The organism is Pseudooceanicola pacificus, from assembly GCF_009789075.1.
GTDB lineage: Bacteria > Pseudomonadota > Alphaproteobacteria > Rhodobacterales > Rhodobacteraceae > Pseudooceanicola > Pseudooceanicola pacificus.
Genome location: NZ_WNXQ01000001.1, coordinates 576665 through 590624, shown reverse-complemented (window position 1 = coordinate 590624; position 13960 = coordinate 576665). Strand labels below are relative to the sequence as shown.

Below are 13960 nucleotides of genomic sequence, written 5' to 3'. Positions count from 1 at the left end.
GATCGGGTAAATAAATCATTAATGATGGTGAGTGAGACGAGTATTCCGTTCTCAGATTTCAATCGGCCGATTGACCCCGGTGGGCACCGGGGTATCCCCGGTCCGGGCGTCGATCTTGGCGCGTGGCCAACAGACAACGACAACGGCCCCGGTGCGCTCGGCCATCTCCGGATCGTCATCCGAGCGGTCGGTCCCGTTGCTGAATGTCAGCTCGGCGCCCGAGCGTTCCAGCAGCGTCTTGGCGATGAACAGGCCCAGGCCCATCCCTTCGTATTCCGGGCGTTGCGAGCTTTCGCCCTGCGCCCGGCGGCGGCGCATGAAGGGGTCGCCGATACGCCCGATGATCTGGGGCGAATAGCCCCGCCCGTCGTCCATGATGCGCACCACGATGCGGGTGTCGGACCAGCTTGCCTCGACCCAGATATTGGCGCGGGCGAAATCCACCGCGTTCTGCACCAGGTTGCGCAGCCCGTGGATCACCTCGGGCCGCCGCAGGATCGAGGGCTGCGCCCCGCTGTGCCCGTCCTCGGGGAATTCGTCGAAATGGATGGCCTTGCCCCTGTCGCGATGCGGCTCGGCGGCCTCGTGGATGACGGTGCTGAGGGGGGCCTGCCGCAGGTGCAGGTCGTCCTTTCCGGCCCGGCCCATCGAGCGCAGGATATCGCGGCAGCGGTCCGCCTGTTCGCGGATCAGCAGGGCGTCGTCGCGCAGGTCGGGGCGGTCTTCGAGTTCTTCGATCAGCTCCGAGGAGGTCAGCTTGATGGTGGCCAGGGGGGTGCCCAGCTCATGCGCCGCGGCGGCCACGACGCCGCCCAGGTCGGTCAGCTTCTGCTCGCGGGCGAGGGCCATCTGCGTGGCCTGCAGCGCGTCGGACATGGCGTGCATCTCGGTCGCGATCCAGCGGGAATAGATCCCGAGGAAGACCACCGCGATCACGATGGCCAGCCAGTTGCCGAAGAGGAAGACATCGGCGATGTGCAGCTCTGTCGCGTCGGCGGTCAGCAGGGGCAGGTGGAACCGCGCCAGCAGGGTGACCATCGCGATGGCGGTGATACCCAGGAAGATCGTCGAGCGGGCCGACAGCGCGGCGGCCGACACCGTCACCGGCCCCACGACCAGCACCGAGAACGGGTTGTTCAGCCCGCCCGTCAGATACAGCAACAGGCCCAGTTGCAGCAGGTCGAACAGCACCATGAGCAGGTTTTCGGCCTCGGTCAGGCGCTTGTTTTCCGGAAAGATCAGGCTGGCCGACAGGTTGCCGATGACCGAGATTCCGACGACGAGATAGCTCAGCCCGTATTCCAGCTGCAGGTGATAGACCTCGCCCGCCACCACCAGCGCCGAAAGCTGGCCGACAATGGCGCCCCACCGCAGCAGAATGACGGTGCGCAGGCGGATCCAGTTGCCCCGCTCGCGGCCCTTGAGCACGCCGAAATCCGTATGGCTCATCGCCCCTGTGCCTTTGCCCCGTTGCACTTCATCCCCGCAAGGTTAGATGTGGGGTCCGGAACAGGCAATGCCCGCCGCCCGAGGAGAGAGTGCCGATGACCCGCCTTATTGCCATCGCCGGAGCGGCGGTCCTGGCCGCCCTGATGGGCGGTATCTGGCTGCTGACACTGGGCGGGCAGGGCGACGACGGGTTCGCGCAATGCCGCGCGTCCGTGGTGGCGGGGGGCGCGGGCAGCATCGGCGGGCCGTTCGAACTGGTGGACGAGACCGGCGCGACCGTGACCGACGCCCAGGTGCTGGACGAACCGGCGCTGGTCTATTTCGGCTATACCTACTGCCCGGATGTCTGCCCGCTGGACCTGGCCCGCAACGTCGAGGCGGTGACCCTGCTCGAAGATCGCGGTTACCGCGTGAAACCGGTGTTCATCTCGGTCGATCCGCAGCGCGACACGCCCGAACAGCTGGCCGAGTTCACCGACTACCTGCACCCGCGCCTGCTGGGGCTGACCGGGTCCGAGGCGCAGATCAAGGGCGCCGCGCAGGCCTATCGCGCGTTCTACCAGGTGCATGCGCCGGATGCGGGGGACAAGGATTATTACCTTGTCGACCATAGTACCTTCACCTACCTCACCCTTCCGGGAACCGGTTTTGCCGAGTTTTTCCGGCGTGACGACACGGCGGCGCAAATGGTTGACAAGGTTCAGTGTTTTCTCGACGCACGCTGACTCCTCGCGAAAGTTTGACGCAGTCGGCGGCACGATGTAGAAACATTCGATCCTGCGGCCCCGCCGCGGCAAGGGGACTCGAAAATACATGGAAGACATCCAGGACCTGGGCGAAGACAAGACGCTGTTGCTGTTGGACGACGACGAACCGTTCCTGCGGCGCCTCGCCAAGGCGATGGAAAAGCGCGGGTTCGAGGTGGAATGCGCCGGCAGCGTCGCCGCGGGCAAGGCCATCGCGACCGCCCGCCCCCCCGCTTATGCGGTCTGCGACCTGCGGCTGGAGGACGGCAACGGCTTGGACGTTGTCGAAATCCTGCGCGAGAAACGCCCCGACAGCCGGATCGTCGTGCTGACCGGCTATGGCGCCATCGCCACAGCCGTTGCGGCGGTCAAGATCGGGGCGACGGATTATCTGTCCAAGCCCGCCGATGCGACCGACATAACCAATGCGCTGCTGGCCCGTGCCGACGCCCTGCCGCCGCCGCCGGAAAACCCGATGAGCGCCGACCGTGTCCGCTGGGAACATATCCAGCGTGTCTACGAGCTCTGCGACCGCAATGTCAGCGAGACCGCGCGCCGCCTGAACATGCACCGCCGGACCCTGCAGCGTATCCTCGCCAAGCGCTCGCCCAAGTAGCGGGCGGCGCATCGGTGCGCGGCAGCCTCCGCCGCTGCGCTCAGTCCAGGTCGTAGCGCTTGAGCACCTTGTCGACGACCTGCCCGTTGGCCATCCGATAGCCTTCGATCCGCCCGTAATCCTCGAACCCCCGGCTGCCGTAATAGGCCAGCCCGCCCAGGTTGTCGGCGCGGATCTCGGCGTTGATCCAGCGGTATCCGCTGGCCAGGGCCGCCGCGCGGGTCTTTTCGAACAGGGCCGACCCGGTGCCCAGCCCCGTCCGCCCGACCCGGGCAAAGGTGGCGATCTGGGCGCAGTCGGCCCCGTGCTCGGGATGCGGGTCGACCCACTGGAACCCAAGGACGTCGCCCGCGTCATCCTCGGCCAGGTGCCAGATCGCGCGGGGGTCGGATGCCATCCGCTCCGCGATATAGTCGCGCGTGACGGGCGTGGTGATGGCGGTGGTGCCGCCCTCGGCGATCACTTCGTTCAGCAGATCGGCCAGGGGGCCGGCATCCAGCGGGCCCGCGGGGCGGACATGCAGGGTCATGGCATCTGCTCCATCAGTGCGCCGTGGCGTGCGGTGAAATCGCGGCGCACCTCGACCGGCGGGCGCAGGCGGATTTCCAGGCCCTCGATCATCCGCGGATCGGGCTTGCCGAAAAACCGGTCGGCCTCGGCGGTGGCAAAGCCCGCGATCCGCACCGCCTCCATCCAGGCGCTCAGGCGGTCGGCCTTCTTGATCTGCTTCTTGACCGGGGCGGGCAGGGCGGCGGGCAGGCCGAAACGGATGTGCACGGCTGCGGTCAGCCGTTCGTCCAGGGTGCCGTAGCTGGGGCCGACGGCGGCCTTCACCGGGGAAATCATGTCGCCGATGACATATTCCGGCGCATCGTGCAGCAGGGCAGCCAGGCGCCATTGCACCGGGGCGCGGGGTTCCAGCCGGGCATAAATCTCTTCGACCAGCAGGGAATGTTCGGCCACGGAATAGGCGAAATCCCCGTGAGTCTGCCCGTTCCACCGCGCGACAAAGGCCAGGCCGTGGGCGATATCCTCGATTTCGATGTCCACGGGCGTCGGGTCGAGCAGGTCAAGCCTGCGACCTGACAGCATTCTCTGCCACGCGCGTTGAGGTTTCGGCATCGGGGGTCTCCGGCAATGCCGATGGGTTACCCAATCCATGCCTGCGTGTAAATGCGGAGCACTTTCCCTATTAGACCCGGGCCAGACCTCCTCCATACCCCACCAAGATTGTGCCATGAGGGGCGGTCTGCTAAGGCGAGGGCAATCGGAATCCGCACAGGAGAACGGCACATGCCGAAGGACTACATCGTCAAGGACATCAATCTGGCCGAATATGGCCGCAAGGAACTGGACATTGCCGAAACGGAGATGCCCGGCCTGATGGCCCTGCGCGAGGAATACGGTGCGGCGCAGCCGCTGAAGGGTGCCCGGATTGCCGGCTCGCTGCACATGACCATCCAGACCGCCGTGCTGATCGAAACGCTTGTCGCGCTGGGCGCCGATGTGCGCTGGGCGTCGTGCAACATCTTCTCGACCCAGGACCACGCCGCATCCGCGATCGCCGAAAGCGGTACGCCGGTCTTCGCCATCAAGGGCGAAACGCTTGAGGACTACTGGACCTATACCGACAAGATCTTCCAGTTCGGCGGCGAGGGTGGCACCTGCAACATGATCCTCGATGACGGTGGCGACGCCACCATGTACATCCTGATGGGTGCACGCGTCGAAGCCGGTGAAACCGACCTGATCGCCGTGCCGACCTCGGAGGAAGAGGAATACCTCTTCGCCCAGATCAAGAAGCGCCTGGCGGCCTCGCCCGGCTGGTTCACCAAGCAGCGCGAAGAGATCCAGGGCGTGTCCGAAGAGACCACGACCGGCGTCCACCGCCTGTACGAGCTGCAGAAGAAGGGCCTGCTGCCCTTCCCCGCGATCAACGTGAACGACAGCGTCACCAAGTCGAAGTTCGACAACAAGTACGGCTGCAAGGAATCGCTGGTCGACGGCATCCGCCGCGCCACCGACACCATGATGGCCGGCAAGGTTGCCGTGGTCTGCGGTTATGGTGACGTGGGCAAGGGCTCGGCGGCCTCGCTGGCCGGTGCCGGCGCCCGGGTGAAAGTGACCGAGATCGACCCGATCTGCGCGCTTCAGGCCGCGATGGACGGGTTCGAGGTGGTGACGCTGGAAGACGCGGTCGAAAGCGCCGACATCTTCATCACCACCACCGGCAACAAGGACGTGATCCGCATCGAGCATATGCGCGCGATGAAGAACATGGCCATCGTCGGCAACATCGGCCACTTCGACAACGAGATCCAGGTTGCCGCGCTGAAGAACCACAAGTGGACCAACATCAAGGAACAGGTCGACATGATCGAGATGCCCTCGGGCAACAAGATCATCCTGCTCTCCGAAGGGCGTCTGCTGAACCTCGGCAATGCGACCGGGCATCCGTCCTTCGTGATGTCGGCTTCGTTCACCAACCAGGTTCTGGCGCAGATCGAACTGTGGACCAAGGGCGATAGCTACGAGAACAAGGTCTACATCCTGCCCAAGCACCTGGACGAAAAGGTCGCGCGCCTGCATCTCGACCGGATCGGCGTGAAACTGTCCAAACTGGCGCCGGATCAGGCGGCCTATATCGGTGTCGCACCCGAAGGGCCGTTCAAGTCCGAGCACTACCGCTACTGATGCGGCCTGCGCTGGCCGCTTCCCTTGCCCTGCTGGCCCTCACCGGGCCGGCAGCCGCCGAGGTGGCCAGCGCGCATATCGTCGAGCATTATTCCGTCACCGCCCTCGACAGTCAGGGCCTGCGCGACGAGATGGATGCCAAGGGCCCCAACGACTACTGGGCCCACACCACCTGGTACATCGAATGGTCCGCCCGCTGCGAGGTGTCGCTGCGCACCCGGATCGTCATGCCGCGCCACGCGGCGCCCGACAGCCTGCCCCCCGCCCTGCGGGCCGAGTGGGAGCGGTTCGAGGCCGCCCTGCTGGCGCATGAGATCGAGCATCGCGATTTCGGGATCGCCGCCGCGGAAGAGATCGAGAGCAGCCATTGCCGCAACGCTGGCGGCGTGATCGACCGCTGGTCGGCCCGCGACGTCGAGCTGGACAGCCGTACCGATCACGGCCGCAACACTGGCGCCTATCTCGACTGAAGCCTGCAAAGCTGACGTGAGGGTCAACCGGAAGCTGTTATTTTCGCAGATTTTTCCCTTTGTGCCCGGGGATTGTGGGGCTAACGTGACCCCACCAAATGGGGACAATGGCCAGGGGGCTGGCCATAACGTGGGAGAATAATCATGGGAAAACGTGACGATCTGATTGCGCGCTACGCGGAAGATCTGAAATCCAAATGCGGCATCACGCCGGACATGGCGCTGCTGACCAAGGTGACCATCGGCTGCGGGCCGTCGATCTATGACGCCGACGCCAGCACGGTGGCCAGCTCGCAGCCCGGAGAGCTGGAGACGGTCAAGAAGAACTTTCTGATCAAGAAGCTGGGCATGAAGGACGGGCCGGAACTGGACGAGGCGCTGGACTCGGTGATCGAGACCTACGGCAAATCCGAGCGCAACAAGTACCGCGCCGTGATCTACTACATGCTGACCAAGCATTTCGGCAAGGAAGCCATTTACGGCTGAGCGGCCGGGCCGACGCGTCGGATCGCTACAATCCTAGACACTCTTGTTTTGCCCCGGCCCTGTGCAGGGGTTATACGTTTCGGCATCGGGCCAGGACGGCCGGATCCTTTGACAGATTTCGCGTGTGGTGCGTAGGGAGCACGCGGGGTGGTAGAGGGTTCCGGCCAAGGTCGGGCCCTCCGCTACGCATCTTGCAGCCGGGCCGGGATGTTCGCCGGGCCAGCGGTTCAGGATGCCGTCAACAAGGCTTTGTCGCCGGGCTCGCGGTGCCATGCCTCCCCGGACCAGGATAACCGATCCCCGGACAGGACCAGGCTGCATGCGACAGGGGCGCCTCTCAGCCCTTGCCCGGAACCGGAAAGCGCCTTTTCAGACCAGGCCCAGCACCAGACCGATGACCCCGGCGCCCAGCACCGAATAGCCGCCGTCGATGATCGTCAGCATCGGGCGGCGCTGCGCATAGGCATAGTTCATGGCGACCCAGGGCGTGATGAAGAAGGCGCCGATGCCCAGGCCGGCCACCAGCGACTCGCCCGCGCCGTCGATCCCCGACATTGCAAAGACATGGCGCATCATCCCGGCCACCAGGATCATCGCGATGCCGGCCACCACGAAGGGCCCGTAACTGCCGGTTTCCACAGGCTGGCCCTTTTCGTCCAGCTCCAGCCCGGTCGCCTTGAGCCAGACGCCGGAAAAGGTCATGTACCAGACCGCGCCCATGGCAAAGCCGGCCGCCGCCGCCGCAAGTACCTCTACGAAACCCATTGCTGTCCTCCTGCCTGTGCCAGCGGGGGGACTATGCAACGGGTCCTTGCGCCGGGCCAGCGTTTTGTCAGGCAGTCAGGGCCGGGTCTTGCCCAGCTCGCAGACCACGCGCCATTCCTCCTCGGTCACCGGCTGGACGGACAGGCGGGTGTTCTTCACCAGCACCATGTCGGCCAGGCGCGGGTCGTCCTTGCACATGGCCAGGGTGACCGGCTGCTCCATCGGGCGCAGCGCGCGGATGTCGACGCATTCCCAGCGGGGATCGTCGGTGCTGCTGTCGGGATGGATCGCGGCGCAGACCTCGACAATCCCGACAACCGCCTTTTCCCCCTGCGAGTGGTAAAAGAACCCGAGGTCCCCCACCTGCATCTCGCGCATGAAGTTGCGCGCCTGGTAGTTGCGCACGCCGTCCCATTCCTCGCCCGCCTCGCCCTTGGCCTGCTGGTCCTGCCAGCTCCAGGTTCCGGGCTCGGATTTGAACAGCCAACAGGCCATCAGCCGATGACCTTCTTCCACGCGACCAGCGAGACGTCGGAAAACAGCCCCGCCTTGGAATAGGGGTCACCCACGACCCAGTCCCGCGCGGCGGCCATGTCGGCCACGTCCAGGATGACAAGCGATCCGCTCATCTCTCCGTCGTCGTCCAGCAGGGGGCCGGCCTGCGCCACCACGCCGGTCTTTTCGATATAGGCCAGGTGGGCATCGCGGTTGTCCTTGCGGACCTGCAGGGCACCGGGTTTGTCCTTGGCGAACAGGGCGATCAGCATTCATTCCTCCTTGAGCGGACGCGAGAGCAGCATGTCCAGCGCGCGGGACATGTCAATGCGTCCGTCTATCAGGGCCACCACGACCCCCGTGATCGGCATGTCGAGCGCCATGTCGCGTGCGGTGTCATCCACCGCGCGGGCTGTGGCGGCGCCCTCGACGGTAATTCTGGTATCGAATGTCGCGCCCCGCCCGATGGACAGGCCAAAGGCATAGTTGCGCGACTGTTCCGACGTGCAGGTCAGCGTCAGATCGCCAAAGCCCGACAGCCCGGCCAGCGTCTCGGCCCGGGCGCCCCGGGCCAGGGCCAGGCGCTGCATCTCGGCATAGCCGCGGGTCATCAGGGCGGCCCGGGCGCTTTCGCCCAGGCCGGCGCCCATGGCGGCGCCGCAGGCGATGGCGATGACGTTCTTGAGCGCGCCGCCGATCTCGGCCCCGGCGGTGTCGGGCGTGCGATAGAGCCGCAGGTTCGCGGTCGACAGGGCCGTTTGCAGGGCGCGCGCCACGTCGTGATCGGCGCAGGCCAGCGACATGGCCGTCGGCAGACCCCTGGCGATGTCGCGGGCAAAGCCGGGCCCGGTGAGCAGGGCATGGGTGCTGTCGGGCAGGGTCTGCGCCAGCACGCCCGAAGGGCCGAGCCCGGTAGACAGCTCGATCCCCTTGCAGCAGGCGACAACGCGCCGCCCGGCCAGCACGGCGGCATGTTGCGTGGTCATCGCGCGCAGCTGCTGCATCGGCACGGCCAGCAGCAGCGGGCCGGTGGCGGGCAGGGCGGTGATATCCGCGGTGACGGACAGGCTGTCCGGCAGGCGCGCGCCCGGCAGGCGGGCCGCATTCTCGCGCCCGGCCCGCATCGCGGCGGCATGGTCTGCGTTGCGGGCCCAGAGCGTGACGGGATCGCCGTCCTGGGACAGGGAAATCGCCAATGCGGTGCCGAATGCGCCCGCCCCGATCACGCCGGTCATGCCTTGGCCCCCTTCTTGCCGCTGCCCAGCAGGGCGGGGCTGGTGCGGTCCAGCGGCCAGCGGGGGCGGGCGGCAAGGGTCATGTCGTCGGCCTCTCCGGCGGCAAAGCGTTCCAGCCCGGCATAGGCGATCATCGCCGCATTGTCGGTACACAGCGCCAGCGGCGGCGCCAGGAAGGCCGCGTCGAATTCCGATGCCACCTCCAGCAGCGCGGCGCGGATCGTGCGGTTGGCCGCGACTCCTCCGGCGACGGCCAGCAGCGGGGCGGCGGGTTTGTCGTTCATGTAGATCGTCATGGCGCGGCGGGTCTTTTCCGCCAGCACTTCGGCCACCGCCGCCTGGAACCCGGCGCAGAGGTCGGCCCGGTCGCGCCGTTTCAGCCGGTTGTCGGTCATCACCCCGTCGCGGGTGCGCAGCAGAGCCGTCTTCAGCCCCGAAAAGCTGAAATCGCAGCCGGGCCGGTCCAGCAGCGGGCGGGGAAAGCGGAACCGTTCGGGATCGCCATGCCGCGCTTCGGATTCGACCGAGGGGCCGCCGGGCTGGGGCAGGGCCAGCAGGCGGGCGGTCTTGTCGAAAGCCTCGCCCGGGGCGTCGTCGATGGTGCCGCCCAGGCGGCGGTATTCCCCCGGGCCGCGCACGATCAGGAACTGGCAATGCCCGCCCGAGACCAGCAGCATCAGATAGGGAAAGGCGGCGCCATCGGTCAGCCGGGGCGTCAGCGCATGGCCGGCCAGGTGGTTGACCCCGATCAGCGGCAGCCCCGCCCCGGCGGCCAGCCCCTTGGCGCACATCACGCCCGAGAGCACGCCGCCGATCAGCCCGGGGCCCGAGGTCACGGCGATGGCGGAAAGGTCCGACAGCCGCTTGCCCGACTGCTCCAGCGCCATGCGCACGCAGGTGTCGAGCTTTTCGGCATGGGCGCGGGCGGCGATCTCGGGGACGACCCCGCCAAAGGCGGCGTGCAGCTCGGCCTGGCCGAAGACGACGGACGACAGGATGCGCGTCTTGCCGGGCACGCCCTGCACTACGGCGGCAGCCGTGTCGTCGCAGCTGCTTTCCAGCCCAAGAAGGATCGACTCGCCCGTCATTGCCCTGACCGTTGCACGAGATATGTCAGGCAGGTAACACCTGAACCCGTTGCGAACAACTGGGATGCCCCATGACGCCCGCGATCCTGCTCACCCGGCCCGAAGGCGATTCCGCCGAGGTCGCCGCCGCCCTGCGCGCGCGGCTTGACGCGCCGCGGATCGAGATCGCGCCGGTGCTGCGCATTGCCTTTGCCGATGCGATGCCGCCGATGGAGGGCGTGGGGGGCCTGATCTTCACCTCGCGCAACGGGGTGCGGGCGTGGCAGGCCCTCGGCGGGCCGGTGCTGCCCTGCTACTGCGTGGGCGAGGCGACGGCCGATCTGGCGCGCGCGGAAGGGGTGCAGGCGGTGTCAGCGGCGGGCAATGTCAGCGATCTGGCCGACCGGATCGTCACCGACCGGCCCGGCGGCCACTGGATGCATCTGCACGGCGCCCATGTGCGCGGCGCGTTGGTGAATCGCCTGCGCGCGGCGGGGCTGACGGCCAGTTCGGCCGTGCTCTACCGCCAGGACGAAGTGGCGCTGACAGCCGAAGCGCGCAGGCTGCTGGCCGCGCCCGGGCCGGTTGTGCTGCCGGTTTATTCCCCGCGCAGCGCGGCACTGATTGTCGCGCAGGCGGCGGGAATTCTGCGGGCGCCTGTTTTCGCGGCGGCGATCAGCCCCCATGTCCAGACGGCGCTATCCCCTCTACGGTGGACAAAATGCGCCATTGCCGGGCGGCCCGATGCCGATGCCATGCTGGAGACTACCATAGACCAGTATCACGCTGCATTGGACGGATCGGCGGGTTGAGGGCGCGTTGTGCGCCGAGTAAGGTCGAAATGCTGCCGGGCAGCGAAGTCGGAATCGAAAGGGTCAATCAGTGGCGGGCAAAAAGAAATCCCAGGACGGGGCCGAGGATACCGCGCCTGACGCGGGCCAGGACACCATGACCGCCAGCGCGGACGAGGTGGTGATGCCCGAACCCGGTGCCGAAACGCCCGAGACGCCCGAAGCCACCGACCTGGAAGTTCCCGAACACGATCCCCGCCCCGAGGGTGAGCCGCTGGCCACGCCCGTCGAGGACGCCGAGGTGATCGACCCGGTCGAGGATACGATCCCGGCCGAAGACCCGGAACCCGCCGAAGCCGCCGTCAGTGTCGAACCTGCCGCGCCGGTGCACGAACCCGCGCCACCCCCCGCGCCCGCCAAGTCCCGCGGCGGATTCTTCCCGGCCCTGTTCGGCGGGATCGTCGCCGCCGCCATCGGATTTGGCGCGGCCTGGTACATGCAGCAGCAATCCGCCGGCGGTGTCGAAACCCGCCTGACCGAACTGTCGGATACCCAGGCCAGCCAGGGCAGCGAGATTGCCGGGCTTAAGGATACCGTCGCCAAGGGCCCCGACCTCAGCGGTCTGAGCGGCGAGATCTCGGCCCTGTCCGACAAGGTCGATGGCCTGTCCGCCCGGGTCGATGAGGTCTCTGGCGGCCTTGCGCCCCTGCAGGACCGGATCACCGCGCTGGAAAAACGCCCGATCTCGGAAGGCGTCTCGAAAGAGGCGATCGCCGCCTACGAGGCCGAACTCGCCCGCCTGCAGCAGGCGATGGCCGACCAGCGCAAGGAGGTCGAGGACCTGATCGCCGAGGCCCAGCAGATGGAGGCCGACGCCTCGGCCACCGCCGAGACCACGCTGCGCCGCGCCGCGCTGACGCGGATCCTCTCGGCGCTGGACAGCGGCACCGGCTTTGCCGGCGCGCTTGGCGACCTGCAGGCCGCCGGGCAGCAGGTGCCCGAGGAACTGGCCGCCGTGGCGGAATCCGGTGTCACCTCGATGTCGACCCTGCGCGATACCTTCCCCGAAGCCGCCCGCCGCGCGCTGGAGGCCGTGCGCGCCGCCGAGGATGGCGGCATCTCCTCGGTCGGGGATTTCCTGCGCACGCAGCTGGGCGCCCGCTCGCTGGAGCCGCGCGAAGGCAACGACCCCGATGCCATCCTCAGCCGCGCCGAGGCCGCGTTGAAGGCCGGCCGCCTGGGCGATACCCTGGCCGAGCTGGACACCCTGCCCGACGCGGGACGGGCCGAGATGGCGAACTGGATCGACAGCGCTGCCGCCCGGCACAAGGCCGTTACCGCCGCCGAAGATCTCTCGGCCCAACTCAATGCCGGCTGACCCGGACGGCCCGGGCCGCAACGGCGGCCCGCGCCCGCAAACTTGGAACGCAAGGATTTCGCCCGCATGATCTGGTCGCTCGTGAAAATTGTCCTCTTCGTCGTGATCGTCGCCGCCGCGGCGCTCGGGGCGAGCTACCTGCTCGAACTCGACGGGGGGGTGCGGATCGCCTTTGGCGGGATGGAATTCAACCTGTCGCCGATCAAGTCGGTGATCGCCATGTTGCTGCTGGTGCTTGCGGTCTGGCTGTTCCTCAAGCTGCTGGGCCTGCTGATCGCGCTGCTGCGGTTCATCAACGGCGACGAGACCGCGCTGTCGCGCTATTTCGACCGCAATCGCGAGCGCAAGGGCTTCCAGGCGCTGAGCGAGGGGATGCTGGCGCTTGCCTCGGGCGAGGGGCGGCTGGCGATGGCCAAGGCGAACAAGGCGCGGAAATACCTCGACCGGCCGGAACTGACCAACCTGATCACCGCCCAGGCAGCCGAGATGACCGGCGACAAGCGCCGCGCGACCGAGGCCTACAAGCTGCTGCTGACCGACGACCGCACCCGCTTTGTCGGCATTCGCGGGATCATGAAGCAGAAGCTGGCCGAGGGCGACACCGACACGGCGATGAAGCTGGCGCAGAAGGCCTTTGCCCTGAAGCCGGCACATCAGGAGGTGCAGGACACCCTGCTGAAACTCCAGGCCCAGAGCGCCGACTGGAAAGGCGCCCGCGCCACGCTGAACGCCAAGCTGCGCCACGGGGCCCTGCCGCGCGACGTGCACAAGCGGCGCGACGCCGTGCTGGCCCTGTCCGAGGCGCGCGGCGTCTTCGAAGAGGGCCATTCGATCGAATCGCGCGAGGCCGCGATCGAGGCCAACCGCCTGTCGCCCGACCTGATCCCCGCCGCCGTGATGGCCGCGCGCGGCTATGTCGAACAGGGCAAGCCGAAATACGCGACCCGGGTTCTGAAAAAGGCCTGGGATGCCCTGCCGCATCCCGACCTCGCCGCCGCCTTCTCCGCCATCGTGCCGGACGAAACCCCGGCCGCCCGGCTCAAGCGGTTCCAGACGTTGACAAAGATCCACCCCGAGAACCGCGAGACCCGCCTGCTGCTGGCCGAGCTGAACATCGCGGCCGAGGATTTCCCCGCCGCCAAGCGCGCCCTGGGCGACCTGGCAATCGAGGAACCCGACGCCCGGACCCTGACCATCATGGCCGCCATCGAGCGCGGGCAGGGATCGTCGGATGCGGTGGTCAAGGGCTGGCTGACCCGCGCCGTCATGGCCCCGCGCGGCCCGCAATGGGTTTGCGACAGCTGCCACCACGTGCATTCGCAATGGACGCCGATCTGCGACAACTGCGAGGCCTTCGACACCCTGTCCTGGCGCAAGGCGACGGCCGGCGAATATTCCACGCCGATGAGTTCCGAGATGCTGCCGATGATCGTCGGCAAGATCGAAGAGCCCCGCCCCGATGCGCCCGTGCCGCCCGAACCGGCCCCCATGCCGACGCTGCCGGCCGCCGATCCCGAGGTGGCGGACGCCGAAGTCCTGCCGCCCGAGGGCGAAGATACCGTCAAAGGCGACGAGAAATAGCCTCTTTTCCGCCCGCGACCGGGGTGCTATAGCCCCGGTCCACAGGGCCGTGGGTCCTGCCCGAAAAGGATGCCGCTGTAGCTCAGCTGGTAGAGCACGTCATTCGTAATGATGGGGTCGGGGGTTCGAGTCCCTTCAGCGGCACCATCCTTTTCACCCCCTCCGACACCCGGACAAAGACGGCAGA

At 67.4% G+C, this 13960-nt stretch carries 16 protein-coding genes and 1 tRNA gene; 9 read left to right on the top strand and 8 right to left on the bottom strand.

Annotation, left to right across the window (positions count from 1 at the left end; translation table 11 throughout):
• Positions 1-51 precede the first annotated feature (51 nt).
• Positions 52-1449 carry a sensor histidine kinase RegB gene (gene regB, locus GLS40_RS02615; RefSeq protein WP_160381036.1) on the bottom strand — a complete coding sequence of 466 codons (1398 nt, stop codon included), beginning with the start codon at positions 1447-1449 and terminating at the stop codon, positions 52-54.
• A gap of 95 nt (positions 1450-1544) precedes the next feature.
• Between regB and GLS40_RS02610 the strand changes: the two genes are divergently transcribed.
• Positions 1545-2174 (top strand): SCO family protein, encoded by a 630-nt coding sequence (locus GLS40_RS02610; protein WP_160381035.1) that lies wholly within the window; start codon positions 1545-1547, stop codon positions 2172-2174.
• A gap of 88 nt (positions 2175-2262) precedes the next feature.
• Positions 2263-2811: an ActR/PrrA/RegA family redox response regulator transcription factor gene (locus GLS40_RS02605; protein WP_160381034.1), complete on the top strand. Its 549-nt coding sequence runs from the start codon at positions 2263-2265 to the stop codon at positions 2809-2811.
• Positions 2812-2851: 40 nt separating this feature from the next.
• Here GLS40_RS02605 and GLS40_RS02600 read toward each other — a convergent pair whose 3' ends face one another.
• Together GLS40_RS02600 and GLS40_RS02595 are read right to left on the bottom strand one after the other, a co-directional pair.
• Positions 2852-3340: a GNAT family N-acetyltransferase gene (locus tag GLS40_RS02600; RefSeq protein WP_160381033.1), complete on the bottom strand. Its 489-nt coding sequence runs from the start codon at positions 3338-3340 to the stop codon at positions 2852-2854.
• On the bottom strand, positions 3337-3933 hold the full coding sequence (locus GLS40_RS02595) for an HD domain-containing protein (RefSeq protein ID WP_160381032.1): 597 nt from the start codon (positions 3931-3933) through the stop codon (positions 3337-3339). The genes GLS40_RS02600 and GLS40_RS02595 overlap by 4 nt, the downstream gene beginning before the upstream one ends.
• 171 nt (positions 3934-4104) lie before the next feature.
• Here GLS40_RS02595 and ahcY point away from each other — a divergent pair, with 171 nt between their 5' ends.
• The 3 genes from ahcY to GLS40_RS02580 all read left to right on the top strand — a co-directional run bounded on the left by ahcY (position 4105) and on the right by GLS40_RS02580 (position 6461).
• Entirely contained in the window at positions 4105-5505 is a 1401-nt protein-coding gene (gene ahcY / locus GLS40_RS02590) for an adenosylhomocysteinase (protein ID WP_160381031.1), read from the top strand.
• Positions 5505-5975, top strand: a complete 471-nt coding sequence (locus tag GLS40_RS02585) for a DUF922 domain-containing protein (protein WP_160381030.1) — start codon at positions 5505-5507, stop codon at positions 5973-5975. Before ahcY ends, GLS40_RS02585 begins: the two co-directional genes overlap by 1 nt.
• A gap of 144 nt (positions 5976-6119) precedes the next feature.
• Positions 6120-6461, top strand: coding sequence for a DUF2853 family protein (locus GLS40_RS02580; RefSeq protein WP_160381029.1), 342 nt, complete (start codon positions 6120-6122; stop codon positions 6459-6461).
• Positions 6462-6830: 369 nt separating this feature from the next.
• On the opposite strand, the gene GLS40_RS02575 is transcribed toward GLS40_RS02580, so the two are convergent.
• The 5 genes from GLS40_RS02575 to tsaD form a co-directional block, all read right to left on the bottom strand.
• On the bottom strand, positions 6831-7226 hold the full coding sequence (locus tag GLS40_RS02575; protein WP_160381028.1) for a DUF1761 domain-containing protein: 396 nt from the start codon (positions 7224-7226) through the stop codon (positions 6831-6833).
• A gap of 75 nt (positions 7227-7301) precedes the next feature.
• Positions 7302-7721 (bottom strand): EVE domain-containing protein, encoded by a 420-nt coding sequence (locus tag GLS40_RS02570; RefSeq protein WP_160381027.1) that lies wholly within the window; start codon positions 7719-7721, stop codon positions 7302-7304.
• On the bottom strand, positions 7721-7993 hold the full coding sequence (locus GLS40_RS02565) for a YciI family protein (RefSeq protein ID WP_160381026.1): 273 nt from the start codon (positions 7991-7993) through the stop codon (positions 7721-7723). Before GLS40_RS02565 ends, GLS40_RS02570 begins: the two co-directional genes overlap by 1 nt.
• Positions 7994-8956, bottom strand: a complete 963-nt coding sequence (locus GLS40_RS02560) for an NAD(P)H-dependent glycerol-3-phosphate dehydrogenase (RefSeq protein ID WP_160381025.1) — start codon at positions 8954-8956, stop codon at positions 7994-7996.
• Positions 8953-10044, bottom strand: a complete 1092-nt coding sequence (tsaD, locus tag GLS40_RS02555; RefSeq protein WP_160381024.1) for a tRNA (adenosine(37)-N6)-threonylcarbamoyltransferase complex transferase subunit TsaD — start codon at positions 10042-10044, stop codon at positions 8953-8955. Before tsaD ends, GLS40_RS02560 begins: the two co-directional genes overlap by 4 nt.
• Before the next feature lie 71 nt (positions 10045-10115).
• Here tsaD and GLS40_RS02550 point away from each other — a divergent pair, with 71 nt between their 5' ends.
• The 4 genes from GLS40_RS02550 to GLS40_RS02535 all read left to right on the top strand — a co-directional run bounded on the left by GLS40_RS02550 (position 10116) and on the right by GLS40_RS02535 (position 13920).
• Positions 10116-10835 (top strand): uroporphyrinogen-III synthase, encoded by a 720-nt coding sequence (locus GLS40_RS02550; RefSeq protein ID WP_160381023.1) that lies wholly within the window; start codon positions 10116-10118, stop codon positions 10833-10835.
• A gap of 70 nt (positions 10836-10905) precedes the next feature.
• On the top strand, positions 10906-12192 hold the full coding sequence (locus tag GLS40_RS02545; protein WP_160381022.1) for a COG4223 family protein: 1287 nt from the start codon (positions 10906-10908) through the stop codon (positions 12190-12192).
• A gap of 66 nt (positions 12193-12258) precedes the next feature.
• Positions 12259-13773 (top strand): heme biosynthesis protein HemY, encoded by a 1515-nt coding sequence (locus GLS40_RS02540; RefSeq protein ID WP_160381021.1) that lies wholly within the window; start codon positions 12259-12261, stop codon positions 13771-13773.
• A gap of 71 nt (positions 13774-13844) precedes the next feature.
• Positions 13845-13920 (top strand) — tRNA-Thr (locus GLS40_RS02535).
• Positions 13921-13960 lie beyond the last annotated feature (40 nt).

Excerpts from the sequence above, each read along its gene's own strand:
- regB (WP_160381036.1), bottom strand. The coding sequence starts at position 1,449 with ATGAGCCATACGGATTTCGGCGTGCTCAAGGGCCGCGAGCGGGGCAAC.
- GLS40_RS02610 (WP_160381035.1), top strand. The coding sequence starts at position 1,545 with ATGACCCGCCTTATTGCCATCGCCGGAGCGGCGGTCCTGGCCGCCCTG.
- GLS40_RS02605 (WP_160381034.1), top strand. The coding sequence starts at position 2,263 with ATGGAAGACATCCAGGACCTGGGCGAAGACAAGACGCTGTTGCTGTTG.
- GLS40_RS02600 (WP_160381033.1), bottom strand. The coding sequence starts at position 3,340 with ATGACCCTGCATGTCCGCCCCGCGGGCCCGCTGGATGCCGGCCCCCTG.
- GLS40_RS02595 (WP_160381032.1), bottom strand. The coding sequence starts at position 3,933 with ATGCCGAAACCTCAACGCGCGTGGCAGAGAATGCTGTCAGGTCGCAGG.
- ahcY (WP_160381031.1), top strand. The coding sequence starts at position 4,105 with ATGCCGAAGGACTACATCGTCAAGGACATCAATCTGGCCGAATATGGC.
- GLS40_RS02585 (WP_160381030.1), top strand. The coding sequence starts at position 5,505 with ATGCGGCCTGCGCTGGCCGCTTCCCTTGCCCTGCTGGCCCTCACCGGG.
- GLS40_RS02580 (WP_160381029.1), top strand. The coding sequence starts at position 6,120 with ATGGGAAAACGTGACGATCTGATTGCGCGCTACGCGGAAGATCTGAAA.
- GLS40_RS02575 (WP_160381028.1), bottom strand. The coding sequence starts at position 7,226 with ATGGGTTTCGTAGAGGTACTTGCGGCGGCGGCGGCCGGCTTTGCCATG.
- GLS40_RS02570 (WP_160381027.1), bottom strand. The coding sequence starts at position 7,721 with ATGGCCTGTTGGCTGTTCAAATCCGAGCCCGGAACCTGGAGCTGGCAG.
- GLS40_RS02565 (WP_160381026.1), bottom strand. The coding sequence starts at position 7,993 with ATGCTGATCGCCCTGTTCGCCAAGGACAAACCCGGTGCCCTGCAGGTC.
- GLS40_RS02560 (WP_160381025.1), bottom strand. The coding sequence starts at position 8,956 with ATGACCGGCGTGATCGGGGCGGGCGCATTCGGCACCGCATTGGCGATT.
- tsaD (WP_160381024.1), bottom strand. The coding sequence starts at position 10,044 with ATGACGGGCGAGTCGATCCTTCTTGGGCTGGAAAGCAGCTGCGACGAC.
- GLS40_RS02550 (WP_160381023.1), top strand. The coding sequence starts at position 10,116 with ATGACGCCCGCGATCCTGCTCACCCGGCCCGAAGGCGATTCCGCCGAG.
- GLS40_RS02540 (WP_160381021.1), top strand. The coding sequence starts at position 12,259 with ATGATCTGGTCGCTCGTGAAAATTGTCCTCTTCGTCGTGATCGTCGCC.